Genomic DNA, 22,173 nt, shown 5'->3' on the forward strand with positions numbered 1-22,173 from the left:
GGGGCCGGCGCGGATCCGCCGCGCGGCGCGGATCCGCCGCGCGGCGCGGATCAGCTCCGCGCGAGCGCGTAGTCGTTCAGATCGACGCGGACCATGTCCTTGAGCCAGGGGTGCACCGTGATCGCGGTGCGGTACAGCCCCTGGGCGATGCGCCGGTAGCTCGTGTGCCCCTGCTTCGCCGAGCGGAGCTCGATGACGTGGAAGAGCTCGCGCAGGTTCAGCGTCCAGAGGGTCCTCACGCGGAAGCCGAGCGGCACCGCGTACTGCGCCTCCAGGGGGTAGCGCTCCTCCATGGCGTGCCAGGCGTCGCGCGCCGCGAGCATCGCGTCCTGGTAGGCCTCGGCGTAGCCGAGCTCCGACAGGGCCTGCGGCGTCTCGAAGCCGAGGCGGCAGGTGAGCCGCTGCGTCGCGGGCGTCAGCATCCGGTGGCGCTGCAGGTCGCGGTACGCGCCGTAGTCGAGCATCAGCTCGAAGGTGATCGTCGACGCCTCGAACGCGCGCGGCGGCGCGTCGTACGGGCCGCGCTTCTCGCACGCCGCCTGCGCGATGGCGATGAGCTCCGGCAGCGTCGCGCGGCGGAGCGCGTCGCCCAGGTTGTAGGCGTGCGCGCCCGGGTCGCTGCCCTCGTACGCCAGCGCGAGCGCGATGCGCTCCAGCGCGTCCTTGTCGTAGCGCACGAGCCGGACGGGTTGGTTTATCACCATCGTCGCGCTCGCGCCCTCCTCCGGCGGCGTGTAGACCCGCTTCATCGCCGCGGCGACGGTGGCTTGCAGCCCCTTCCGGAGCTCGTTCGGCGCGGCGTACTTCACCAGCGTCGGGGTCACGGCGAGCGCCGCCGCGTGCATGTCGCGGGCGACCCTGCGCACCTCCTCGAGCGGGTGCGACATCATCTTCGTGAGCAGGATCTCGAGCGCCCTCGCGTTCGCGGTGAGGCCGATGTTCGTCCGCGTCCCCGCCGGCAGGAGGCCGCGCAGCAGATCGCACGCCTGCGAGCGCAGCGCTCCCCTGTAGGCGGCGTCCGACATCTTCTCGGGCTTCGGCTCGCGCGTGCTCAGCCGCTCGGTCACCTTCGGGACCAGGTCGAGGTAGGTCGCGAAGAGCCGCTCGCTGGAGGCCTGGTACCTCGCGCTGTCCTTCGCGTCGAGCTCCGGCAGGTCGACGAACGAGTGCTGATCGAAGACGACGTAGCGCGTGCTCTTCTCCGTGTACGAGCCGAGCCTCAGGTCCTCGATCGTCTTGGAGGCGACGATGCTCACGTTCTCGATCGCGAGGTGCACAACGGCGTGCTCTGCGACCGACGCGTGGCCGTAGCCGACGACCCACTTCTCGTGGAAGCTCCGCGCCTTGTCTGACGCGAACGCGAGCCCCCGGCGCGGCCGGTCGTCGGCTTCTGGGGCCACGTCGAGCTCCTGGTCGCCGAGCAGGCGTGCCAGGTTGGTGCGCAGATCATCGCGGCTGCGCGAGTAGTACGCGAACAGGACGGCGATGACTTCTTCCGGCAGACCCGACAGCGAGAACACGTCAGCCGTCAGGCTCGACACATACGGCGCGATTCTGGCACGCGACGCTTCGTCCAAGGCCATGCCCTGCTTCTACCCCTAATCCTCGGCCGATCGGTCGACAAAACTCCGTTCCGATCGATGGCGCCGGTCCACCTCGGCCCTCCTGGTCGGGCCCGGCCGGCGCGCGCCGCCCGACGCGGCGCGCCCTGCCTGCGTGCGGCGCACAGCGCCGGCGCGCGCCGCGCCTCAGAGCGCCCGCGCCGCGGAGACGGCGAACGGATCCGGGAAGATCTCGCTGTTCGCGAGCGGCCGGCTGCGCCGGGTCAGCACCTCGCAGCCGGTCCTCGTGACGACGATCGTGTGCTCGAACTGCGCCGACAGCGAGCGATCGGCGGTCAGCGCGGTCCACTTGTCTTCCAGGACCTCGACCTCGTAGGTGCCGATGTTGATCATCGGCTCGATCGTGAAGCACATGCCGGCGCGGAGGCGGGTGCCGCTGCCGTACTTGCCCACGTGCGAGACCTGCGGCGCCTCGTGGAAGCGCCGCCCGATGCCGTGGCCGACGAAGGCCCTCACCACCGAGCACCCCTCGGCCTCGGCGAACTCCTGGATGGCGGCCCCGATATCGCCGAGGCGCGCCCCGTCCCGGACCTGCGCGATGCCGAGCTGCAGGCTGCGCCGCGACACCTCGGTCACGTGCTTCGCCTCGGGCGACGGCTTGCCGATGTAGAAGGTCGCGGAGGTGTCCCCGTAGAAGCCGTTGTAGATGGTGGTGACGTCGACGTTGATGATGTCGCCCGGCTCGAGGACGCGGTCGCACGGGATGCCGTGGCAGACCACCTCGTTGATCGACGTGCAGACGCTCTTCGGGAACCCGTGGTAGTTGAGCGGCGCGGGATAGCCGCCGCGCCGGATCGTGTCCTCGTGGACGAAGGTGTTGATGTCCTCGGTGGTGATGCCGGCGCGGATCATCTCGCCCACCGCGAGGAGCGTCTCGGCCGCCATCTGGCTGGCTACCCGCAGTGCGTCGACTTCTTTGACCGTCTTGATGCTCACGTTGCTCACGGCGCAGACAGCTCCCCGAGGACGACGGCCTCCTTGACGGCCGCGGCGACCTCCGCTGTATCAGGTGAAAGGTGCCAGTGGATCTCCGGCTCGTCGTCCTCGCCGGCGAAGCGCCGGATGAAGGCGATGAAGGTGAGCCCGCGGAGCCGCGCGTCGACCGCCTTGGCGATGCCGAACGCGCGGCTGGTCGGGCGGATGTGGAGCTCGAACGTCCGATCCGGCACCCTGGGTGTGGCCAGGGGAGGGTAGCCGACCTGGATCCCGAGGTGATAGGTGCTCTGTTCTCCGATCGTGTCGACGGTCACCGTGCTCACGCGGACCCGCGCGACCACGTCGGCTGTCTGCGCCCTCTCCCGGAGGAAGGGGTCGGATCGGGGCGAGGGGCCGTCCAGCGAGAAGCCCACGGCGGCAGGCTCGATGTTGTCGTCGAAGACGTCGCGCGCATGCCCCTCCCACGCGACCGCCCCGCCCTGAGGGTCGACGGACGTCGCGGGGCGCCCCTGGCCGGCGACGCAGCCGCCAGCGGGGCCAACGGTCGCCAGCGCGGCGAGCGCGAGGCGAAGGGGAGCGGCACCGGCGGCAGGGATCATCCTTGGGACCGGAGCTCGTAGCACGTCGCCTGGCCTCTGTCAGGACCCGGCACACATCGGTTGCCCCCTGTTACAAGCTGTTACAAACGCTTACCCGCGCCTACGCCCGCTGTTGAGGCCGATTTCCCCCTCGTCGCCCGCGGCCGCTCTTCCGCCTCTGCGCTCCGCGCGCCCGGCGTTCGTCCTTCACCGGCTCCACCGGACCGGCTCCATCGATCCGGCCGAGCCGCCGTCCAACGTCGGCGGTTGGCCCCGGTCGGCGGGGATCCTATTCTCCCGTCCTACCGCTGGTGCTAGCGTTCCCCGGCTTGCCGGGCGGGGTTTCTAACTTTTGCGATTGCAGAGCGCGCAGGGACAGCGCCTGCGCCGGCTGGAGGAAGAACATGAAAGCGAAGAGGCTCCTGGGAGCAGCGTTGGCCGTCGGGCTGGGCCTTGCGGCGATCGCGAGCACGACCGAGATCGCTGCCCAGCCGAAGAAGGAGAAGAGCGGGGCACCTGCCCGGCCCGCCGAGCCGCCGGCGACGAGGAAGACGATCGCGCTGACCCCTCCGGGGATCGCGTGGGGGATGAGCACGAAGCAGGTCGCGGCCGTGATCGACAAGATGCTCGATGCGGCGTACGTGCCGCGTTACAAGGCGACGTCGCCCGGCGTGAAGATGAGGGCGCTCGACGCCGAGCTCGCCGAGGAGAAGAGCGCGTTCCGCCGCAGCCGCATCGACTTCGGCAAGCTGCCGACGGGGGTGGACGCGACGCCGCTCAAGAGCGAGTACACCTACCTCAACAGGGAATCGATGATGACGCTGACCCGCGACAGCGGGAAGCGGTACTTCTTCTTCATCCAGGACAAGCTCTGGAAGATCATCGACGAGCACGCGCTGGGCGAGGGCAACGCGCGCGGCAAGGACTACCAGTCCGCCGTCGTCAAGCTCTCGACGACGTTCGGGTTGCCTGGGCGCGTGATCCCGCCCGAGCCGGAGAAGGGCCGCTACGTCACCGAGGTCGACTGGAAGGACGCGGCCACGCACTTCCGCGCGATCGAGCGCAGCGAGGGCGAGATCGCGTTCGCCTACGAGGATCTGGTGACGCTCAGCAGCCTCGAGTCGCTCCGTCCCAACAAGCCGGTCGACGCGAACGCCATCGATCCCGCCGTCGCCTCCGCCGTCCGCAAGGAGGAGCCCCCTCCGGGCCCCCCTCCCACCGACAAGCCCGGCAAGAAGAAGTAGCCCCGTCTCCCGCCCCCGACCCACGGCGCCGCGCCCGCGGCGCTCTCCGCTCCCGACCCATGGCGCCGCGCCCGCGGCGCTCTCGCTCTCGACCCACAGAGCCACGCTCGCGGCGCGGACCCGCACAGGAGACGGGCCCAGATCGGCGTTTTCGGCGCGGAGGCGTACTTCTGTACGCCGAGCACCGAAAACGTCGAGATGGGCCCGTATCCGAAGCGGGTCCGCGCCTCAAGAAATGAGGGAGGCGCCGTCGGGGACGCGCATTCCGTTGGTCACGACGACCCGCGCAGATGGCGCGACCGCGAGCACCGCCGGCTCGATCACCGCGCGCGCGGTGAGCATGGCTCCGGGACAGCCCGAGCATGCGCCGGCCAGGTGGAGCGTCAGGTGGTCGGGCTCGACGGCCACGATGTAGAGCTCACCGCCGTCGGCTCGGACGAGCGGCGCGATGACCTCGCGGCAAACCTTGAGAAGCTGATCGATGGAAGCCGGCATGGGGGGGTGAGCTCGGCAGCGCGAGCCAGGCGCGAGCCTAGCACGGCAGCGCTCGATCGGGAGATCGGCCCCACCTCGCTGTCGGCTGTCACGGCGCCGAGGCCGCGGCCGGGGGCCCGCGCTCGTCTCGACGCTCAGGGTCGACGCTCAGGGTCGACGCTCAGGGCCTCGCGCTCAGAGCGTCGAGCTGAGCGCGGCGACGCCCGCGTCGGCGGCGAGCTCCGGCGTGCGCTGCGCCGCGGCGCCGAAGGTGCGCCCGGCGATCTCGAGCGTCCCGCTCCACGGACCCGAGGCGGTCTTCGCCGGCAGGTCGAGCTTCTCGAGCGCCTCGGTGTTGACATCGGGCGTCTCCGGTCCGCCGTACGCCTTCCCGCCCTTCCACACGAAGACATAGAGCAGCGGCGTCGCCTTCAGGCCGTCGCGCTTGGCGATCTCGGCGACCTCCCGCTTGGCCGCCTCTTGCAGCCGGTACGCGTAGGCGCGGAACGACCAGCCCGTGACGAAGAGGCCCTTGAGCTCGCCGTCGCTCGCCTTGACCGGATGCGCGGCGACCCACTGGAGATCGGGGCCATTCCTGACGCCGCGCATCTCCTGCATCTCCCCGAACGCCTCGACCAGCCCGCTGTCCGGCGCCAGCACCTTCCTGAGCTCGGGGAACGAGGCCAGGACGGACCTGTTGGCGAGCATGTCCGGATCGGTCTCGCTGCGCAGCACCGTGCCGCTCGGATCGGCGAACGAGAAGAAGGTGCTCTTCGCGAAACCGAGCTCCTTGACCGAGGCGCGCGTGCCCGCGATCGCCCGCTGGAGCCCGAGCAAATTCGCGCCCGGGTCGGTGTCCACCAGCGTCGCGAGCGTCTGCGAGCCCACGGGGAGGCCCGTCCGCACCTGGCCGACGTCCTCCGCGACGATCGGAGCGAGCTTGGCGCAGAGCTCCGCGGCCTGCTTCTGCGACGTCTTGCCGTCGTCCTGACACGCGCTCACGAGGGCGGCGACCAGCGCACAGGTGAGCACGACGGGCTTGCTTTCGCTTCGCGCGAAGGTTGAAGAGCGCATCATCGGGAACGACTCTCCACGGGGAGCGGTGTTCCGTCGGCCAGGACCATCGCGCCTCAAAGGGTTTCCGGGGTTACAAAGACGATCTCGATCCGCGCGTTGCGAGCGCGCTCGCTGCCGCCCGGGTCGACGACTGGGGCCGCGGAGCCCGCGAGGAACGGCGCGATCTGCGGGGTCGCGGGGGCCCCGGCGGCGTTCGCGCCCTGCGCCGGATCGAGGGCACGGACGACGGCATCGGCCCGTGCGGTCCACGCGGGCTCTTCCCTGGCGCTGATGTCCCGGTCCGTGTGCACGACCACGGCCACGGGGAACGAGGGGTGCGCGGCGGCGACCCGCGAGAGATCGCGGAGGCGCGCCTCGCCGGCTTTCGTGAGGGCGTTGCCGGCGAACAGGCCCCGGAGCGTGACCGCGATGCCGCGATCGTCGCGAACGGGCGACCAGGTGCCCGCGGCCGAGAGCTCTGCGAGCAGCGCGTCGCCGGCGCCGGGCGCGCGGGTCACCGGCGTGGCGGCGCGGCGCGCGGCGGTCAGCGCGGCGAGGCAGCCTGCACGCGCGCGGGAGGCCTGGTCGATCGGCGCCGGGATGGCGCGGGCAGAGCCGCCGGCCTCCGCGAGATCCGCGTCGAGCTTCTTGATCGCGGCGGTCGCCTCCTCGAGCTGCGCCGCAAGGTTGCCGCGGCCGGGCTGCGCGCTGCTGGGCTGCGCGGCGCCGGCGGGCTGCGCGCTGCTGGGCTGCGCGGCGCCGGCGGGTTGCGCGCTGCTGGGCTGCGCGGCGCCGGCGGGCTGCGCGCTGCTGGGCTGCGCGGCGCCGGCGGGCTGCGTGTTGCTCGGCGGCCCCGACGCGGCCAGGAGGCGCGCCGCACCGCACAGAAGGCGGGCCTGGAGCGCGAGCGAGCGCGCCGCGGCGAGGCGCGCCTTCTCGCGATCCGCGTCGGCCTTGCCCGACGGGACCACGGGCTGCGCGTCGCGCGCGACCTTGATCCGCATGTCGAGCGCGTCGACCTCGGCCGCGACGCGCGCCTGCTCGGCCTCGAGGCCCGCGAGGGACGCCTCGCCGGCCGAGCTCTGCGCCTTCGCCTCGGTCTCGGCCGCCTCGGCCCGGGCCACCCGCGACAGCGCGTGCGCGCGCGCGTGCGCGGCGACCGCCTGCTCGCCGAGGATCTGCGCCCCGGAGTGATCCTTGCTGTCGAGCGCGGCGAGCGCGTCGCCACGGAGCTTCTCCGCCCGGGCGAACGCGCCCGGCGCGTACCGCTTCGACTCGGCTGCGGCCGCCCCGGCGCGGACGTGATCGAGCTCATCGAGCACCACGGGCCGCGGGATCGGCGCGCACGCGCCGAGGAGCACCCCCGCGACGGCGACGGTTGCGAGGCGGCGCGCGCTCAAGGCGTCCCCTCCTTGCTCGCCGGAGCCGCCGCCTTGCCCGCGTTCCCGCTGCCCTTCGCGGCGGCGGGCGGCCGTTGAGCCCCCGGCGTTCCCCCCCTGCCAGCCGCCTTCTTGCCGGCCTCGATCCGCTGCGCTTCCACGCTGCTCGCCGCCCTGGTCGCCTCGCGCGCCTCGGCCTCGATCCGATCGAGCTCCGCCGCGGCGCGGCCACGCCGCGCCTGCGTCTCCTCGAGCAGCGCGCGTGCCCGCTCGAGCTTCGTCTCGACCTCGCGCGCCCGCTTCGCCGCCTCCACCGCCGCGGCCTCCGCCGCCGCGGCCCGCAGCAGCGTCCTCGCTGTTTCCGCCCACTCGAGGGCCACCGCGTCGAGCCGCCGCGCGTTCGTCGCGTCGCCCGCCGCGCGCGCGCCGTGCGCGCGCTGGAGCGCCTGCTTCGCCTGCGCTACCGGCTCGCCCACGACCTTCGCGTCGCCCTTCGCCGGTCCTCTCGCCTGGGCCGGCTCGTCGCGCGGCGCCCCGCCGGCGGCCTCCTCGCCGTCGGCGGCCTTCTCGCCTCCAGCGGCCTTCTCGTCGGCGGTGGGTGAGGGCGCCGTCGCGACGCGCCCCTCGATCTCGTGGAGGATCTGCGCCGCCTTGGCGCCGTCACCGGGCGGCGGCGCGGGCACCGTGGCGAGCGGCCTCTCTCCTTCGCCGTGCGCCAGGGCGTCGCCGCCGCCGAGCGAGGCCGCGAGGGCGAGGAGCAGCGCTTGGCTCGACCGGCGCCGCCGCGCGTCGCAGAGCATGGGGCGGGAACGCACGTCCGCCAGGTAGCAAACAGGGCCTCCGCGAGCAAGCGCGGCGGGCCCTCCGCGCGCCGCCCGCGAACGCCGCGCGGAGAACGCGGGCCGCTCGCGCGTCAGTTCGGCAGGAAATTGCGGATGGCCCAGTCGATCTGCTGCTTGTGGCGCTCGACCAGCTCCTTCCTGCCGCCTGCCTCGTGGAGGAAGACGCGATCTTCGTTGACGAAGACGGCGAGGTAATAGAGGTGCGCCTCCTTGCCCTCGTCGTGCCCGAAGCGCAGCTGGACGCCCGGCAGGCCGTTCCGGCTCTTCACGTCGGCCTTGCCGAGCAGCGCGTAGCCGCCGCCCTCGCGCAGCCGCTTCTCGACCACGCGCGACCAGAACGCGAGGTCGCCCTCCGGCTCGTTCTCGAAGGCGCGGATCCCGAGCACCAGCCCCTCGGCGGTTGTCGCGCGGTACTCCTCGTCGCCGTAGCGATCCCCGAGGTCGACGAAGCCCGGCGGGGTCGCGGGCACGAAGGGCCGGCCGCAGCCGAGCGGCGCCGCGGCGGCGGCGGCGAGCGAGGCGATGAGGACGAAGGCGTGGCGAAGGGAGTGGATCATCGGAAGCGCCCCGGTCACAGGTTGAGGAGCCGCGAGAGGCCGAGCTCGTTGAGCCAGTCGATCGGGAGCCGCGGGCCCGACGGGGTGATGGTCTCCGTCGAGCGCGACTGGAAGGAGACGGTGAGGGTCGAGAACGCGACCCGATCGCGCAGGAACTTGAGGCGCCCCTCGAGGCGCTCGAGCTCGCCGGCGACGCGCGCGAGCTCGCGCTCCAGCTGGATCGACTCCTCGACCTTGGCGGCCTTCTCGAGGAGCTTCTCCAGGCGATCGCGCACGGCCCGCGCGTTCCGGATGCGGATGCCAAGATCGAAGAACTCCTCGGTGACGTCCTCCGCGACCACGTTGCGCTGGAGGACGTCGCCGAGGCCCTCGAGGCGCTTCAGCGCCTCGTCGAACCGGGCGGCGGGGATGCGGATGGTGATCGTCCGGTCGTCGCGGCGGGCGAGGAAGCCGCCGAGGTCCCGGGCGAGCGCCTCGACCTTGCCGAGCGACGCGCCCACCTCGAACACCGCCATCGCGATCTGCGCCGTGTAGATGAGGAGGGGCGCGGGCGCGGCGCTCGTCTCGGCGGTGCCCTGGTGCGCGCCCTGCGCGGCAGCGCCGGCCGGCGTCGCCGCCGGCTGCGGCGCAGGGCCCGTCGGCGCGGGCCGGGCGGCCGAGGGCTGCGCAGGGGGCACGGGCCCGGGCGACGGAGGCGCCGCCTTGGCGAGCGCGACCGTGCTCGCCGACGCGTCGAAGTCGACCGACTCCTCGATCGACGACTCGCCGCTGTTCCTCTCGGCGCGGGGCGGCTCCATCCCCGGGGTCGGATCCTGCGGCGGGAGCGGGGCCGGCGTCTGCGTCGCCACGGACATCGGCGCGCCCCTCGCGTACATCGGCGCGCTCGCGGCGTAGCCCTCGGTGGAGCGGCTGGATGCGCAGGCGGCAGGGCCTGCGAGCAAGGCAAGGAGTGCCCAGGAGGGCAGCGTTCTTCGCATGGTTCCTCGGAGCGTGGAGCCGGTGACAGGCGCAGAACGCGCTGCCTCGATCGACCTTACACCCTTGGCGGCGAGCGCCTCCCGGCGGGGCCTCGGCGCAAATCAACTGGCGGCGAGCGCCTCCGTGCGGGGCCTCGGCGCAAGCCGACTGGCGGCGAGCGCCGCCTGGCGGCATATCTACGTAAGCCAGCTTGCTCGCGCTCTCCGCCTGGCACCACCTGGGCGTAAGACGTCTTACCGCGATCCGTCACGAGCCGCTCCGCGCTTCGGGTTCCACCTCGGGCGGGGTCTACGCCGCGCCGGGGCCGCGAACGCGGCGCAGCTGGCGCGCCCAGTACGAGACGCCCGCCGCCGCGCCCACGAGCGCCGCCGCGGCGAGCATGGCGGAGAGCGCCGCGGGGAGCGCGATCGCGCTGAAGACCGCCGCGAACTGCACCGCCGTGGCGAGCTTGCCCGGGATGTTGGCGCTCGCGGTCGAGAGGCGCGCGCCGCGGAAGCGGCGGCTCACCGCGATCCAGAGCGCGAGCGGCAGCTCGAGGAGCTCGCGGGCGAGCAGCGCCGGGATGCCCCAGAGAGGGAGCACGCCGCCGTGGAGGAGCGTGCCGACCACGGCCAGCGCGAACACCTTGTCCGCGATCGGGTCGACGATCGCCCCGGTGCGGGTCACCTGACCCGAGCGGCGGGCCAGCCAGCCGTCCAGCACGTCGGTGAGCCCCGCGCAGCAGAGGACGCCGAGCGCGAGCGTGGGCCGCGTGGCCACGAACGGGAACAGCACCGCGAGCGGCAGCCGGGCCAGGCTCATGAGGTTCGGCGGGAGCACAAGCTCGCGAGCAGACAGGGTCGACATGCGAGGAACTCCATGCGTCGCAGTGGCCGGGGAGTCCTGGCCCACGTCGAGCGCGATCAAGCCCGCAGCGCCCGCGCCGGCAGCCGCCGGCGCGCCCTAGAAGAGACGCTCGCGCAGGATCAGCTGGCCACGCGCACGGTGAGCACCGGGACGCTGCTCTTGCGGATCACCTGCTGGGCGACGCTCCCGAGGAAGAGCTGCGAGAGCCCGCGGCGGCCGTGCGTCCCCATGACGATCATCGCCGCCCGCTGCTCCTCGGCGGCAGCCAGGATCTCGGTCGCCGGGTCGCCCTCGCGCAGCGCCGTCTCCAGCCCTCCTGTCTGCGCCGAGAGCTGCTGGATCGCGCGCGAGGCGGCGGCGCTCACCTCGGCGTGGAACCCGGGCATCAGCGTCGGTTCGAGCCCCGGGTACGTGTAGACCGGGAGCTGGTAGACGTGCAGCAGCACGACCTTGTGCCCGAGCCTCGCGCCGAGATCCTTCGCGAGCTCGACGGCCTTCATCGAGGCCGCCTCGAAGTCGACGGGGACCAGTATCACGTTCGCGGCTTCCTTCATCGCGCTCTCCTCGCACGCGGGACCGGGCGTCCCTTCGGTCGTTGCCCGCCCCCCCGGGACGCTTTCGCCGCCGGCGGAGGCGTGTCGCGCGCATCTTGGATCCAAACATCGGTCGATCCCAGGACAAACTGCGCCGTCGGGCCGGCGCTGACGCCCGGGGCGGTACGCCGCGCGCGGCGGCGGCCGCCGCGATCCGCCGCGGTTCCGGCGGCGCGTCCCCGGAGCGTCTACGGCTTTCGCGCGGCGGTACGCCGTGCGCGCTCGAGCGCGCTCTGGTTCGCGCGCACGAGCGACGAGAGCAGCGAGCACTGCGCCCGCCGCCGCGCGACGTAGGCGGCGTCGCTCGCGGTCGCCGAGCGCGGGCGCTCGCGCTCCTCGCGCTCGGCGACCGCGAGCGCCTCCTCGGCCCGCCTCAGCTCGGCGATCGCGAGCGGCGAGAGCGGGCTCTCCTGCGCCTGCACGACGGCCGCGCGCGCCGCGAGGAGCTCGGGAGGGGGGGCGGCCGCGCTCCTCGCGCATCCGGCGAGCGAGAGGGCCATCGCGAGCGGGGCTCCGGCGCGCATGCGGCCCCCTACTCCGCCCGATCGGCGAGCGTGCTCGCCTGGTCCAGCGTGCGATCCGCGGCGTCGCGCAGCCCCGCCTCCCTCACGATGAGCGCCGAGAGCTCCGCGTCGACCTCGGCCCTCCGCAGCAGCCAGCGGGCGCCTTCCCGGTCACCCACCGACATCCGCCGCCTCGCCTGGGCGAGCTCGCTCCGCGCCAGCGCGAGGTGCATGGCCGCGCGCCGGTCCGCGCTCGCGCCCTCCCGCTCTGCCTCGCCGATCGCCGCCTCGGCGCGGGCGAGCTCGGGCGGTGACGCCGGCGGGCGGATGGCGGCGCACCCGGCGAGCTCCAGGCAGGCGATCACGAGCGCGGTTCTGGCGAGCATTTGCGTGGATTCCCGATCTCGCGGCGCGCCGGTGCAACGGTTGCTCCCGGCGGCGCGCTCGGGACAGGACAGTGCATCGAACAGGCCAGTACGCCCCGCGCGTGAGCTTCTCGTTGCGGTGGGGCGTTTCGTGGCGTGGTTCTGGCGGGACCGCGCCGCTGGCTCCCATGGACACGTCCCGCGCGCGAGGCGGCGCGGGACCTTCCGCTTTCGCCAGGCTCGGCGAATAAACGGCGGGCGCCCGCCGTCTGCCGTTCGCCGGCTTTTTTCTCCGCGCTCGTCGCTTCCGCTACCCTGGCAGCCGCCGTGCCGCTCGTCGATCCGAACCTCCGCACCACGATCGTCCACGCGTTCGCCGTCACGGTGGCGGACCCGGCGAGCCTGGTGCGCTCCTCGTCGCGCGGCGGCACCGACGACCCCGGGACGAGCAGCCGCGGCCCCTCGATCCTCCCCGACGTGGGCCAGATCGTCGGCGGGCTCTATCGCCTCGGGCGCCTCCTCGGGAAGGGCATGTTCGGCAAGGTCTACGTCGCCCAGCGCGTCGACGTCCCCGAGCACCAGGTCGCCCTCAAGCTCATGCCCCGCTCGCTGTACGCGATGCGCAACGTGGAGCGCGAGCTCGTCATGCTCGCCACCGTCGGCCACCCGCACGTCGTCCAGCTGAAGGACCACGGCATGACCGCCGACTACGTGTGGCTCACCATGCCCGTCTACGAGGGGGAGACCCTCGCGCAGCGCCTCGAGCGCAGCCCCCTCAGCCTGCGCGAGGCGTACGACACCTTCCTCCCCGTCGCGCGCGGGCTCGACGCGCTCCACGCCGCAGGGCTCCGGCACCAGGACGTCAAGCCGGACAACATCTTTCTCGCCAGGTTCGCCGGCCGCGTCCACCCGATCCTGCTCGACCTCGGCGTGGCCGCGGAGCGCGAGGCCTCCTTCTGCGCAGGCACGGCGCTCTACGCCTCGCCCGAGCAGATCCGCGCGCTGAACGGCTTCCCCGGCGTCGTTCCGCTGACCGAGAAGATGGACACGTACGGGCTCGCCACGACCCTCCTCTACGCGCTCGTGAACCCGCGGGACTTCCCGGGTGAGTCCGCGCAGACCCGCACCGAGCTCATCGCGTCCCACGACGTCCGCGCCGACAAGCCGCTCGCCGACAACGCGCTGCCCGACCTCACCGGACGCCCGCGCCAGATGTTCCAGGAGGCGCTCCGGCGATGGCTCGCGATCGACCCGAACGAGCGCCCGTCGATGACCCAGCTCGCCGAGGAGCTCGACGTGCTGCTCGAGCCGGAGCGCGAGGCCGAGCGGGAGGCCGAGCAGCTGCGGATCAAGCAGAAGACGTCTTACCTGCGCGTGCGCATCGCGGCCGGCGCGATGACCCTCGTCGGCTGCGCGGTGGTGCTGCTCGGCTTCTCGAAGCGCGAGACCCTGCGGCTCGCCAACGAGCTCGAGCGCGCCCGCCAGAAGGGGGCCGAGTCGTTCGACCAGCTCGACACCTGCGTCGCGTCCCACCAGATCGCAGCGGCCGAGGCGAACACGTGCCGCTCCGGCCGCGAGCAGGATCGCGCGGACTTCAACGACACGCTGGCCACCCTCCAGAAGAGCGGCTCCATGACCGACGCGGAGCACGCCCGCCAGATCCAGTCGCTGCACGCGACCCACGCGGCGCGCCTCAAGACCTGTGAGGACAGCGCCGCGGCCGCGGAGAAGGCCGCCATGGCGGACCGCGAGCGGCTCGCCGAGGCCGAGAAGGCGCGCGCGGCGCTCACCACCGAGCGCGATGAGGTCAGGGCGCTCGCCGAGCAGCGCGCCGCCGAGCTCGCCGCCGCCACGCAGCAGCGCGCCGCCTGCGACGCGGAGCGTGCCAGCTGCATCGCCGAGCGCGACCGCCTGAGGGACGAAGCGGCCGAGCCCTACGACTCGCCGCCCTCGCCGGGGACGCCGGCGGCGCCCGCCGCGAGCGGCGCGCTGCCCCAGCTGCCGCCGCCGCCGGCGAGCACAGGCGCTCCCCCCGCCGCGGGCGCGCCGGCGACCCCGGCGGTCTCGACGCCGTCCACCGCCGCGCCTCCCCCCGCCGCTCCTCCCTGAGCGCCGTCGCTGGAAGGCGCTGAAAGGCGCCCCGCGTCATCGCCGCCAGGCCGGCTCTGCTTGTGGCGACCGCCCGGGAAGGCTATCCGTAAGGCCAGGGAAGGCGAGGGGCATGGACGACATCTCTCGGCGTGAAATGCTGCGTCGGCTGGGCGCAGCAGGCCTCGTCCTCGGGGGCGCGGCCGGGGTCGCGGCGGCCCGGTGGGACCCCGGCGGCAGCACCGCCAGCGCCGTGGAGCGCCAGCAAACGCGGGACTACCGGCTCCGCGACGCGCCCGCCGGGGTGCCGGAGCTCGTCGTCGCGCGCGCCGGCGCCGAGGTGCTCGCCGCGGGCGCCCCGGATCCCGCCGCCCTGGTCCGCAAGGCGATCGACGCGCTCGGCGGGATGCGCCGCTTCATCTCGCGCGGCGACGTCGTGGTCGTGAAGCCGAACATCGGCTGGGATCGCACGCCCATCCACGCCGCCAACACGAACCCCAAGGTCGTGGCCGAGGTGGTGCGCCTCGCCTACGACGCCGGCGCCAAGAGCGTCATCGTCACCGACGCCTCGTGCAACGAGCCGAACCGCTGCTTCCAGCGCTCCGGCATCTGGAAGGCCGCCTACGACGTCGGCGCCGAGGTCGTCATCCCCGCCGCGCACCGCTTCCGCGGCATGCGCCTGAAGGGCGAGGTGCTCGACGACTGGCCCGTCTACACGCCGCTCGTCAACGCGGACAAGGTCATCAACGTCCCCATCGCGAAGCACCACAACCTGTCGAAGTACACCGCCGCGATGAAGAACTGGTACGGGGCGCTCGGCGGCCGGCGCAACCGCCTCCACCAGAACATCGACGTGTCGATCGCCGACCTGGCGACGTTCATCCAGCCCACGCTCACGATCGTGGACGCCGTCCGCGTCCTCATGCGCAACGGGCCGCAGGGCGGGAACGTCGCCGACGCGAAGGACATGCACACGATCATCGCGACGACCGACCAGGTCGCCGCCGACGCGTACGGGTGCCAGCTCCTCGGCCGCAAGCCCGAGGAGATCCCCTACATCAAGATGGGCCACGAGCGCGGCCTGGGCACGATGCACTGGCAAAACCTGCGGCTCGCCGAGGTGTAGTACTCATGGCAAATTCCGATCCGACGCCGGTGGGGCCGGCGCACCGTGACGCGGCGGCTGCGGCGACCGCGGCGCCCGCGAAGGCGAGCCCCGACGGCACGACGGTCCCTGCCGCGCCCGCGCGCGTGGCCCCCTGGACCGCGCTGCTGCGCCGGGTCGGCGCGCTCGTCCGGCCTGGCCCGAAGCGCCGGGCCGGCTCGGGGCTGCCGGCGCGCAAGACGATCCAGGTGCTCGTCTGGGTGCGCCGCGCCGTGCAGGCCGGCTGCCTCGGGCTGTTCCTCTACTTCCTGTTCCAGACCGGCTTCCGCGGCTCGTTCGCCTCGTCCGAGGCGCGCGTCCGCCTGCCGCTGCCCGTCGAGGGCTTCCTCCTCGCCGATCCGTTCGTCGGCGCGATGACCCTGCTCTCGACGCACACCGTCTACCGCGGCCTGGCCTGGTCGGTCGGGATCCTCGCGCTGACGCTCGTCTTCGGGCGCGTGTTCTGCGGCTGGATCTGCCCGTTCGGCACCCTCCACCACTTCTTCGGGTGGATCTTCCCGTCGCGCTACGGCAAGGGCGGCAAGCGCGTCGAGTCGAACAAGACGTACGCGCGGCAGCGGGTGAAGTACTACCTGATGTACGCGTTCCTCGCGGCGAGCATGGCGGGCAGCGTGATCGGCGGGCTGTTCGATCCGATCTGCGTGGCGGTCCGGGCGATCGGCCTCGCCGTCATCCCGGCGGCGCAGTACGTCGTCGCCGTGGTGACCGGCTCCGCGGCCGAGACCGGGAGCCGGCCGGTGCAGCTCGTCGCGGACCACACGCAAGATTTCCTGGCCGCGAGCGTGTGGCAGACGAAGCAGTTCTACTTCCACCACGCGTGGTTCGTCGGGATCCTGTTCGTCGGGATCCTGTTCATGAACCGCTTCATCCCGCGCTTCTGGTGCCGGGTGCTCTGCCCGCTCGGCGCCTTCCTCGGCGTGTTCGCGCGCTTCGCGCTCTTCGGGATGGAGAAGGATCACGCGAAGTGCACCGACTGCAACCTGTGCCTCGTGCACTGCCAGGGCGCCGACTCGCCCCAGGGCGGCGTGAAGTGGCGGCAGGACGAGTGCCACATGTGCCTCAACTGCGAGGACGCCTGCCCCGAGGACGTCATCAAGTTCCGCTTCCTGCCGAACCGGAAGAGCGCCATCGTGACGCCCGACACGGGCCGCCGCACCGCCCTCGCGACCGCCGCCGCCGGCGCGGTGATCATCCCGACGGCGCGCATCGCCGACGTGCTCGACGCGAACTACGATCACCGCGTCATCCGGCCGCCGGGCTCGGTCGAGGAGCGCGAGTTCCTGGAGCGCTGCATCCGGTGCGCCGAGTGCATGAAGGTGTGCCCCAACAACGCGATCCACCCCGCGTTCTTCGAGGCGGGCATCGAGGGGCTCTGGACGCCGATCGTCATCCCGCGCATCGGGTACTGCGAGCACTCCTGCGTCCTCTGCGGCGACGTCTGCCCGACCGGCGCGATCCAGAAGATCACCGAGGAGCAGAAGATGGGGGTCGGCCAGAAGCCGATCTCGATCGGCACGGCGTTCTACGACCAGGGGCGCTGCCTGCCGTGGTCGATGAGCGTGCCGTGCATCGTCTGCGAGGAGTTCTGCCCGACGTCGCCCAAGGCGATCTGGGTCGAGGAGGTCGACATCCCGAAGCGCGAGCCGGTGGCCGCGGAGCACGGCAAGGAGCCGCTGATGAAGAGCGTCCACGTGCAGCGCCCGCACGTCGATCCGGCGCTCTGCATCGGCTGCGGCGCGTGCGAGAAGGTCTGTCCGGTGCAGGACAAGCCCGCGGTCTACGTCACGAGCGTCGGCGAGACCCGCTCGAAGACGAACGTCATCCTTCTCGAGGACACGGATTACAACAAGCCGTCTTGACCCGTCCGCGCGCCTGCTCCGCGCGGCGGGACCACGGTAGGAGGCAGCTCGGGTGCGCACGCTTCGCTTGTACGGAACCTTCTCGCTGGCCGCGATGTGGGCCCTGTCCGGCTGCGGCGAGCCGTTCGCGGCGGCCGGCGCGCCCGCCGCGTCCTCGTCGTCGAGCGCGGGGAGCGGCGGCGCCGGCGGCGACGGGGGCGGGGGCGGGGGGGCCTCCGCGACGTCGTCGTCCTCGTCGGCGGGAGGGGGCGGCGAGGGCGGCTGCGCGGCGTGCGAGGCGGGGGAGTTCTGCACGGCGAGCGAGACGTGCGTGCGCTGCGCAGGCCGCAGCGGCGCGCTGTCGTTCGGCGCGCCGATGGCGATCGAGGTCGAGGGGACGGCGCCCGCGTTCCCGCGCGTGCGCGAGGAGCCCGGCGAGGGCGGGGCGACGCAGCGGCTCGTCTACGTGGCCGCCTTCGGCTCGGGCGACACGCAGATCGCCACGGCCACCGGGCGGCCCTGGACGGCGGGCGAGGTGGTCGCGAGCGCCTCGGTCAACTCCACGGACTCGGAGTCGGGCCCGCTCCTCCTGCCCTTGGACGCGCTGTCGCCGCGCGACGGCCTCCCTCGGGGCTCGCTGCTCTTCGATCGCCTCCTCGCCGGGCCGGGCAGCCTGCCGTCGCTGTTCGTCGCGGACGCGCTCGAGGCGACCCACGCGGACGCGTTCGACGCGCTCTACCTGGACGGGGGGAGCTACTCCGTGGCGGTGGCCCACGGCGTTCGGCCCTACCGGTACTGGTTCATGAACAAGCACCAGGACCAGAGCGGGACCACGAGCCGGCTCGTCACGAAGCTCGCCGAGGACTCGGAGGTGCAGGTGCTCGACATCGTCCTGCCCGGCGACTGCCCGGCGAAGGGCGACGACCTCGCCCCGTGGGTGACGCCCGACGGGGGCGTGCTGTTCTTCCAGGCGCCCTACAGCGCGCGCGGCGATTGCGCGCAAGCGTCGGTGCTGCGGAGCTTCTACGTGAAGCTCGGGGCCGACGGGCTGCCGGTGGAGGGGCAGAAGGCCAAGATGCTGCTGTCGGGCCTGAAGCCGGAGATCGCCGTCATGACGCCGTCGCTCTCGCCAGATGAGTGCACGCTCTATCTGGCGTCCGACCTGAACATGGCGGACCGGCGGCAGAGGCTCTACTCGGCCACGCGACGGTAGGGGGCGGGGAGGCTTACTGCGCGCGGAAGCCTTCGGCAGGGCGGAGGCGCGCGGCGTACAGGCTCGGCACGATCGTCGCGGCGAGGCAGATCAGGATGGCGATGCCGCCGGTGATCAGGAACTCTTGCGGGCGCGCCTGCACGGGGAGACGGGAGATGAAATAGACCTTCGGATCGAGCGGGAAACCGTAGACCAGGAGGCCCTTGCACACCGCCACGCCGAGCAGCAGCCCCAGCGTGGTGCCGCCGACGCCGATGATCCCACCCTGGTAGAGGAAGATGCGCAGGATGGAGCCGTCGGTCGCGCCCATCGCCTTGAGGACGGCGATCTCCTTCTTCTTGTCGAGCACCACCATGATCAGCGTCGCGATGACCGTGAAGGCGGCGACCACGATGATGAGCGCGAGCACCGCGCTCATGCCGATCTGCTGGATGCGCAGCGCGGTGAAGAGCCCGTGGTTCAGCTCCTCCCAGTCCATCGTGTAATAAAGCCCGTTGCTGAGGAGCTGGCTGATCTCACGCGCGATGGTGCTGGCGTTGTCGATGTCATCGACCTTCATCTCGACGCCCGTCACCGTGTCGCCATGATCGTAAAACGCCTGCGTCTCGTAGAGATCGGCATACGCCAGCTTGGTGTCGTACTGCTCGAAGCCGGCCTCGAAGATCGCGATGACCCGGAATCGCTTGGCGACCGGCGGCTTGATCGCGCCGTTCGAGATCGAGAAGCCGATCGTGGGCGAGGTGACGGTGACGCACTGGCCGATGTCGAGGGACAGGTTCTTCGCCAGCGCAGCGCCGATCACGATGCCCGGCATCCTCGCGATCTGCTCCTTGTCGGCGCAGGGGTCCGGATCCACCTCGGGCGGCAGCTCGTCGTCCTCGGGGAGCACGCTGCCGTAGCCGCCCTGCGGCTCGATCGAGCCCCGCGGGGCACCGTCGTCCACCGCGAGCTCGGCGCCCTCGGCGCCGGTATCCGCGGCGGCGTCGAGCGCGGCGACGTCGAGGTCGGCCGGCTCAGCGGCGGGCTCGGCGCCGGCGCCGCGCGCGGCAGCGGCGCGCTCGTCCTCCAGGATGCGCGCCTCGTACGCCTTCAACAGATCGAACTCCCCGCCCGCGTCGGGCTCGAGCGCGCCGCGTGAGCCCGCGCCCTTCTCCAAGGAAGGAACGTCGGGCAGGGACGGCGGCGCCGCGCGCTCCGGAGGCCTCGCGCCTGGGCGCCGCAGCCCGGCGAGATCGCCGCCCGGGAGGATGTGGCGCGGCAGGTCGAGCACGGGCGTGGCGCCCTCCGCCCCGACGCCGAGGCTCCTCGCCGGGTCCACCCCCTTCACGAGGACGCCCGTCGCCGTCGCGTCTCCGTGCGTCAGCATCATGGGGTTGATGCTGAATGGCGCCACTCCGACGACACCGGGCACCTTGGCGACCTGATCCATGATCGAGCGGTACTCACGGAAGTCCGTGGAGTACTTGATCACAAGGACGTGCGCGTTGACGCCCAGGACCTTCTCGCGAAACTCCGCCTGAAAACCCCCGGTCACGCTCATCACGGTCGCGAGCGCCGCGACCCCGAGCGCGACCCCGAGGATCGCGAACGTGGTGCCGACCGAGATGAACGCCCGCTTCTTGGAGCCGAGATACCGCAGCGAGACGCCGAGCGCGAAGCGGTCCTTCCAGAGCAGCTTCCCGAGCAGATAGAACAGCGCGAGCGCCAGGCCAACCGCCGCGACGGCTACGACGAGCACGATGATGATGGAGTTGAGCCGGGCGGGGTCGCTCATCGCGGTGCCCTCCTAGCAGAACGCCGCGCGCGCGGCACGCCGGGCCGCGGTGATCGACGGCGCCCGCGCCCACGCGGGCTTTCACGGGCAGGGTCCGCATGATCTCGCTTCCCGGACCGAACGCCTGCTAGAATCCGACCCTGCCGCAGATGCCGGCATGTGGCGTGCACCTCTGCCCGCGAGCCTTTCATGAGCGCCACCAAAAACGAGCACCACACCGCGCGCAGCAGAGTTTTCGACGACGAGGCAGGCGCGCTCGATGAGGCACCGGCGTCACGCCCCAGCGGCGCGCCGGCCGGAGCTCGCTCGTCCGGCGTCGGCGCCGCGTTCGCGGAGCCCGAGGGCGCAGGCGACGAGGACGTGCCCGTGGAGGTCGAGCTCCGCCCCTCGTCGAGGCCCTCCAGGTCGGGCTGGGTCGAGGGGCCGGCGAGCGAGGTGCCGCCGAGCTTCAGAGCGCCGCCGCCGCTGCGCCAGCAGACCCCGCGGTTCGGGCGGCAGAGCCAGCCCGACGCCGACGAGATGAGCGGGAGGACGAGCGCTGCCCCGATCAGCGAGGCGGAGCCGTCCATGGAGATCCCGCCGCCGGACGAGGTCGAGCCGCGCGAGCGGCGGCCGCCCGGCGCCAAGGATCCGTACATCGGGACGACCTTCGACCACCGGTACAAGATCGAGCGGCTGCTCGGCGAGGGCGGGATGGGGTTCGTCTACCTCGCCCGCCACAAGGTCATCGACAAGCGCGTCGCCGTGAAGGTGCTCCGCGCGGAGCTCGCGCGGGACCGCGAGATCTTCGAGCGCTTCGTGCAGGAGGCCCGCTCCGCGTCGAGCATCGGCAACCCGCACATCGTCGACATCTCCGACTTCGGCGACCTGCCGGACGGCTCCACGTACTTTGTCATGGAGTACCTGGAAGGCGTGAGCCTGGCGCAGCTCATCGACTCGCCGAACGAGCTGCCGATGGATCGCATCTGCCACATCGCGCAGCAGCTGTCCGCGGGCCTCGCCGCCGCGCACGACGCCGGCATCATCCACCGCGATCTCAAGCCGGACAACGTCTTCGTGGTGGCCCGCGGCAGCGATCCGAGCTTCGTGAAGATCCTCGACTTCGGGATCGCGAAGGTGTCGACAAGCACGACGACGAAGCTGACGCGTGCCGGGGCGGTGTTCGGGACGCCGCACTACATGTCCCCCGAGCAGGCCGCCGGCGCGCCCATCGATCACCGGACCGACATCTACTCGCTCGGCGTGATGCTCTACGAGCTCGTGAGCCGGCAGCTGCCGTTCAACGCCGACAACTTCATGGGGATCCTGACGCAGCACATGTACAAGGCGCCGGTCCCCATCCGGGCGCTCGTCGGCGGCCCCGATTGCCCGCCGGGGCTCGAGGCGGTGATCCTGAAGTGCCTCTCCAAGAAGCCGGAGTCGCGCTACCAGACGATGAGCGATCTCCACGAGGACCTCGAGCGCGTGAGGGGCGGGGGCGTGCCGGGCGCGGTCGCGGAGATGATGGCGCGCTCGGGCGGCTTCAATGTGCCGCACGACTACTTCAAGACGTCGAAGGTGATCGTCCCCGCGACGCCGCCGTCGCCGCCGCGCTCGCCGTGGCCCCGCTACGTGTGGGTCGCCGGCGCGGCGGCCGCGGTCGGGATCGTGACCGCCATCTTCGTCATCGGCGCGAGCGGGTCCGCCAGGGACAGCGGCCTGCAGGGGGTGCAGAAGCCGCCGGTCGAGGTGCCCGCGGCCAGGCCGCCGGCCCCCGAGCCGCCGCCCGCCGTCCAGAAGACGGTGGTCGCGCTGGCCGCCGTGCCGGAGACGGCGGTCGGCTACCGCAACGGCGTCGAGATGAGGCTGCCCGCAAGCATCGACGTGGAGCAGGGGCAGACGGTCACGATCGACATCCGGGCCGAGGGGTACGTCCCCAGCACGGTCGTGCTCGACGGGACCGAGCAGAGCAAGCTCGTGAAGCTCGTCGAGGTCGACGAGAAGGGCGGCACGAAGGTGAGGCCCTTCCGGCCGACGCCGACGCCGGTCCGGCCTCCGAAGGGCTCGGACGTCCGGGACCCCTGGGCGAACCAGAAGAAGTGAGCGGCCGCTCGGCGCAGGCCCCGCTCTGCGGGCGCCGTGA

20 protein-coding genes are annotated in these 22,173 nt (G+C 72.5%); 6 read left to right on the top strand and 14 right to left on the bottom strand.

Going from position 1 to position 22,173, the window contains the following annotated elements; translation table 11 throughout:
- Nucleotides 1–50: 50 nt before the first annotated feature.
- The 3 genes from WMF17_RS06380 to WMF17_RS06390 form a co-directional block, all read right to left on the bottom strand.
- A complete protein-coding gene (locus tag WMF17_RS06380; RefSeq protein ID WP_437601061.1) occupies nt 51–1,583 on the bottom strand; it encodes an FAD-dependent thymidylate synthase in 1,533 nt (510 codons plus the stop codon).
- A gap of 165 nt (nt 1,584–1,748) precedes the next feature.
- Complete coding sequence (gene map / locus WMF17_RS06385; RefSeq protein ID WP_437601062.1) at nt 1,749–2,567, bottom strand: type I methionyl aminopeptidase; 819 nt, start codon at nt 2,565–2,567, stop codon at nt 1,749–1,751.
- On the bottom strand, nt 2,564–3,157 hold the full coding sequence (locus WMF17_RS06390) for a cobalamin ABC transporter substrate-binding protein (RefSeq protein WP_437601063.1): 594 nt from the start codon (nt 3,155–3,157) through the stop codon (nt 2,564–2,566). The genes map and WMF17_RS06390 overlap by 4 nt, the downstream gene beginning before the upstream one ends.
- A 383-nt stretch (nt 3,158–3,540) precedes the next feature.
- Between WMF17_RS06390 and WMF17_RS06395 the strand changes: the two genes are divergently transcribed.
- Nucleotides 3,541–4,380: a hypothetical protein gene (locus WMF17_RS06395; protein WP_437648681.1), complete on the top strand. Its 840-nt coding sequence runs from the start codon at nt 3,541–3,543 to the stop codon at nt 4,378–4,380.
- Nucleotides 4,381–4,608: 228 nt separating this feature from the next.
- Here WMF17_RS06395 and WMF17_RS06400 read toward each other — a convergent pair whose 3' ends face one another.
- The 10 genes from WMF17_RS06400 to WMF17_RS06445 form a co-directional block, all read right to left on the bottom strand.
- A complete protein-coding gene (locus WMF17_RS06400; protein ID WP_020733528.1) occupies nt 4,609–4,875 on the bottom strand; it encodes a NifU family protein in 267 nt (88 codons plus the stop codon).
- 174 nt (nt 4,876–5,049) lie between these two features.
- Complete coding sequence (locus WMF17_RS06405) at nt 5,050–5,931, bottom strand: hypothetical protein (protein WP_437648682.1); 882 nt, start codon at nt 5,929–5,931, stop codon at nt 5,050–5,052.
- 53 nt (nt 5,932–5,984) lie between these two features.
- Nucleotides 5,985–7,310, bottom strand: a complete 1,326-nt coding sequence (locus tag WMF17_RS06410; protein WP_437648683.1) for a hypothetical protein — start codon at nt 7,308–7,310, stop codon at nt 5,985–5,987.
- Nucleotides 7,307–8,104: a hypothetical protein gene (locus WMF17_RS06415; RefSeq protein WP_437648684.1), complete on the bottom strand. Its 798-nt coding sequence runs from the start codon at nt 8,102–8,104 to the stop codon at nt 7,307–7,309. The genes WMF17_RS06410 and WMF17_RS06415 overlap by 4 nt, the downstream gene beginning before the upstream one ends.
- A gap of 98 nt (nt 8,105–8,202) precedes the next feature.
- The gene (locus WMF17_RS06420) at nt 8,203–8,688 is read right to left on the bottom strand and encodes a serine/threonine protein kinase (RefSeq protein WP_437601068.1); all 486 of its coding nucleotides are present in this window, start codon (nt 8,686–8,688) and stop codon (nt 8,203–8,205) included.
- Between the two features lie 14 nt (nt 8,689–8,702).
- On the bottom strand, nt 8,703–9,542 hold the full coding sequence (locus tag WMF17_RS06425; protein ID WP_437601069.1) for a DUF4349 domain-containing protein: 840 nt from the start codon (nt 9,540–9,542) through the stop codon (nt 8,703–8,705).
- A gap of 412 nt (nt 9,543–9,954) precedes the next feature.
- Complete coding sequence (locus WMF17_RS06430; protein ID WP_437601070.1) at nt 9,955–10,512, bottom strand: CDP-alcohol phosphatidyltransferase family protein; 558 nt, start codon at nt 10,510–10,512, stop codon at nt 9,955–9,957.
- 119 nt (nt 10,513–10,631) lie between these two features.
- Complete coding sequence (locus tag WMF17_RS06435; protein WP_437601071.1) at nt 10,632–11,066, bottom strand: universal stress protein; 435 nt, start codon at nt 11,064–11,066, stop codon at nt 10,632–10,634.
- 227 nt (nt 11,067–11,293) lie between these two features.
- A complete protein-coding gene (locus WMF17_RS06440; protein ID WP_437487232.1) occupies nt 11,294–11,629 on the bottom strand; it encodes a hypothetical protein in 336 nt (111 codons plus the stop codon).
- A gap of 8 nt (nt 11,630–11,637) precedes the next feature.
- Nucleotides 11,638–11,994, bottom strand: coding sequence for a DUF4398 domain-containing protein (locus WMF17_RS06445; protein ID WP_437601072.1), 357 nt, complete (start codon nt 11,992–11,994; stop codon nt 11,638–11,640).
- Between the two features lie 306 nt (nt 11,995–12,300).
- On the opposite strand from WMF17_RS06445, the gene WMF17_RS06450 reads away from it, so the two are divergent.
- From WMF17_RS06450 to WMF17_RS06465, 4 genes are all read left to right on the top strand, one after another.
- Complete coding sequence (locus WMF17_RS06450) at nt 12,301–14,082, top strand: protein kinase domain-containing protein (RefSeq protein WP_437601073.1); 1,782 nt, start codon at nt 12,301–12,303, stop codon at nt 14,080–14,082.
- Between the two features lie 112 nt (nt 14,083–14,194).
- The gene (locus tag WMF17_RS06455; protein WP_437648685.1) at nt 14,195–15,187 is read left to right on the top strand and encodes a DUF362 domain-containing protein; all 993 of its coding nucleotides are present in this window, start codon (nt 14,195–14,197) and stop codon (nt 15,185–15,187) included.
- Nucleotides 15,188–15,192: 5 nt separating this feature from the next.
- Nucleotides 15,193–17,085, top strand: a complete 1,893-nt coding sequence (locus WMF17_RS06460) for a 4Fe-4S binding protein (RefSeq protein ID WP_437648686.1) — start codon at nt 15,193–15,195, stop codon at nt 17,083–17,085.
- 52 nt (nt 17,086–17,137) lie between these two features.
- On the top strand, nt 17,138–18,277 hold the full coding sequence (locus tag WMF17_RS06465) for a hypothetical protein (protein ID WP_437648687.1): 1,140 nt from the start codon (nt 17,138–17,140) through the stop codon (nt 18,275–18,277).
- A 13-nt stretch (nt 18,278–18,290) separates the two neighbouring features.
- Here WMF17_RS06465 and WMF17_RS06470 read toward each other — a convergent pair whose 3' ends face one another.
- Nucleotides 18,291–20,051: an ABC transporter permease gene (locus WMF17_RS06470; RefSeq protein ID WP_437601077.1), complete on the bottom strand. Its 1,761-nt coding sequence runs from the start codon at nt 20,049–20,051 to the stop codon at nt 18,291–18,293.
- Nucleotides 20,052–20,240: 189 nt separating this feature from the next.
- On the opposite strand from WMF17_RS06470, the gene WMF17_RS06475 reads away from it, so the two are divergent.
- The gene (locus tag WMF17_RS06475) at nt 20,241–22,133 is read left to right on the top strand and encodes a protein kinase domain-containing protein (protein ID WP_437601078.1); all 1,893 of its coding nucleotides are present in this window, start codon (nt 20,241–20,243) and stop codon (nt 22,131–22,133) included.
- Nucleotides 22,134–22,173: the final 40 nt, after the last annotated feature.

The sequence above is a fragment of the Sorangium sp. So ce362 genome, from assembly GCF_051519845.1.
In the GTDB taxonomy this organism is placed as follows: Bacteria; Myxococcota_A; Polyangia; order Polyangiales; family Polyangiaceae; genus Sorangium.

What these genes read in the sequence shown, in the direction of transcription:
- WMF17_RS06380 (WP_437601061.1), bottom strand. Translation starts at nt 1,583, where the DNA reads ATGGCCTTGGACGAAGCGTCGCGTGCCAGAATCGCGCCGTATGTGTCG.
- WMF17_RS06390 (WP_437601063.1), bottom strand. Translation starts at nt 3,157, where the DNA reads ATGATCCCTGCCGCCGGTGCCGCTCCCCTTCGCCTCGCGCTCGCCGCG.
- WMF17_RS06395 (WP_437648681.1), top strand. Translation starts at nt 3,541, where the DNA reads ATGAAAGCGAAGAGGCTCCTGGGAGCAGCGTTGGCCGTCGGGCTGGGC.
- WMF17_RS06400 (WP_020733528.1), bottom strand. Translation starts at nt 4,875, where the DNA reads ATGCCGGCTTCCATCGATCAGCTTCTCAAGGTTTGCCGCGAGGTCATC.
- WMF17_RS06405 (WP_437648682.1), bottom strand. Translation starts at nt 5,931, where the DNA reads ATGATGCGCTCTTCAACCTTCGCGCGAAGCGAAAGCAAGCCCGTCGTG.
- WMF17_RS06420 (WP_437601068.1), bottom strand. Translation starts at nt 8,688, where the DNA reads ATGATCCACTCCCTTCGCCACGCCTTCGTCCTCATCGCCTCGCTCGCC.
- WMF17_RS06425 (WP_437601069.1), bottom strand. Translation starts at nt 9,542, where the DNA reads ATGTCCGTGGCGACGCAGACGCCGGCCCCGCTCCCGCCGCAGGATCCG.
- WMF17_RS06430 (WP_437601070.1), bottom strand. Translation starts at nt 10,512, where the DNA reads ATGTCGACCCTGTCTGCTCGCGAGCTTGTGCTCCCGCCGAACCTCATG.
- WMF17_RS06435 (WP_437601071.1), bottom strand. Translation starts at nt 11,066, where the DNA reads ATGAAGGAAGCCGCGAACGTGATACTGGTCCCCGTCGACTTCGAGGCG.
- WMF17_RS06440 (WP_437487232.1), bottom strand. Translation starts at nt 11,629, where the DNA reads ATGCGCGCCGGAGCCCCGCTCGCGATGGCCCTCTCGCTCGCCGGATGC.
- WMF17_RS06445 (WP_437601072.1), bottom strand. Translation starts at nt 11,994, where the DNA reads ATGCTCGCCAGAACCGCGCTCGTGATCGCCTGCCTGGAGCTCGCCGGG.
- WMF17_RS06455 (WP_437648685.1), top strand. Translation starts at nt 14,195, where the DNA reads ATGGACGACATCTCTCGGCGTGAAATGCTGCGTCGGCTGGGCGCAGCA.
- WMF17_RS06460 (WP_437648686.1), top strand. Translation starts at nt 15,193, where the DNA reads ATGGCAAATTCCGATCCGACGCCGGTGGGGCCGGCGCACCGTGACGCG.
- WMF17_RS06470 (WP_437601077.1), bottom strand. Translation starts at nt 20,051, where the DNA reads ATGAGCGACCCCGCCCGGCTCAACTCCATCATCATCGTGCTCGTCGTA.
- WMF17_RS06475 (WP_437601078.1), top strand. Translation starts at nt 20,241, where the DNA reads ATGAGCGCCACCAAAAACGAGCACCACACCGCGCGCAGCAGAGTTTTC.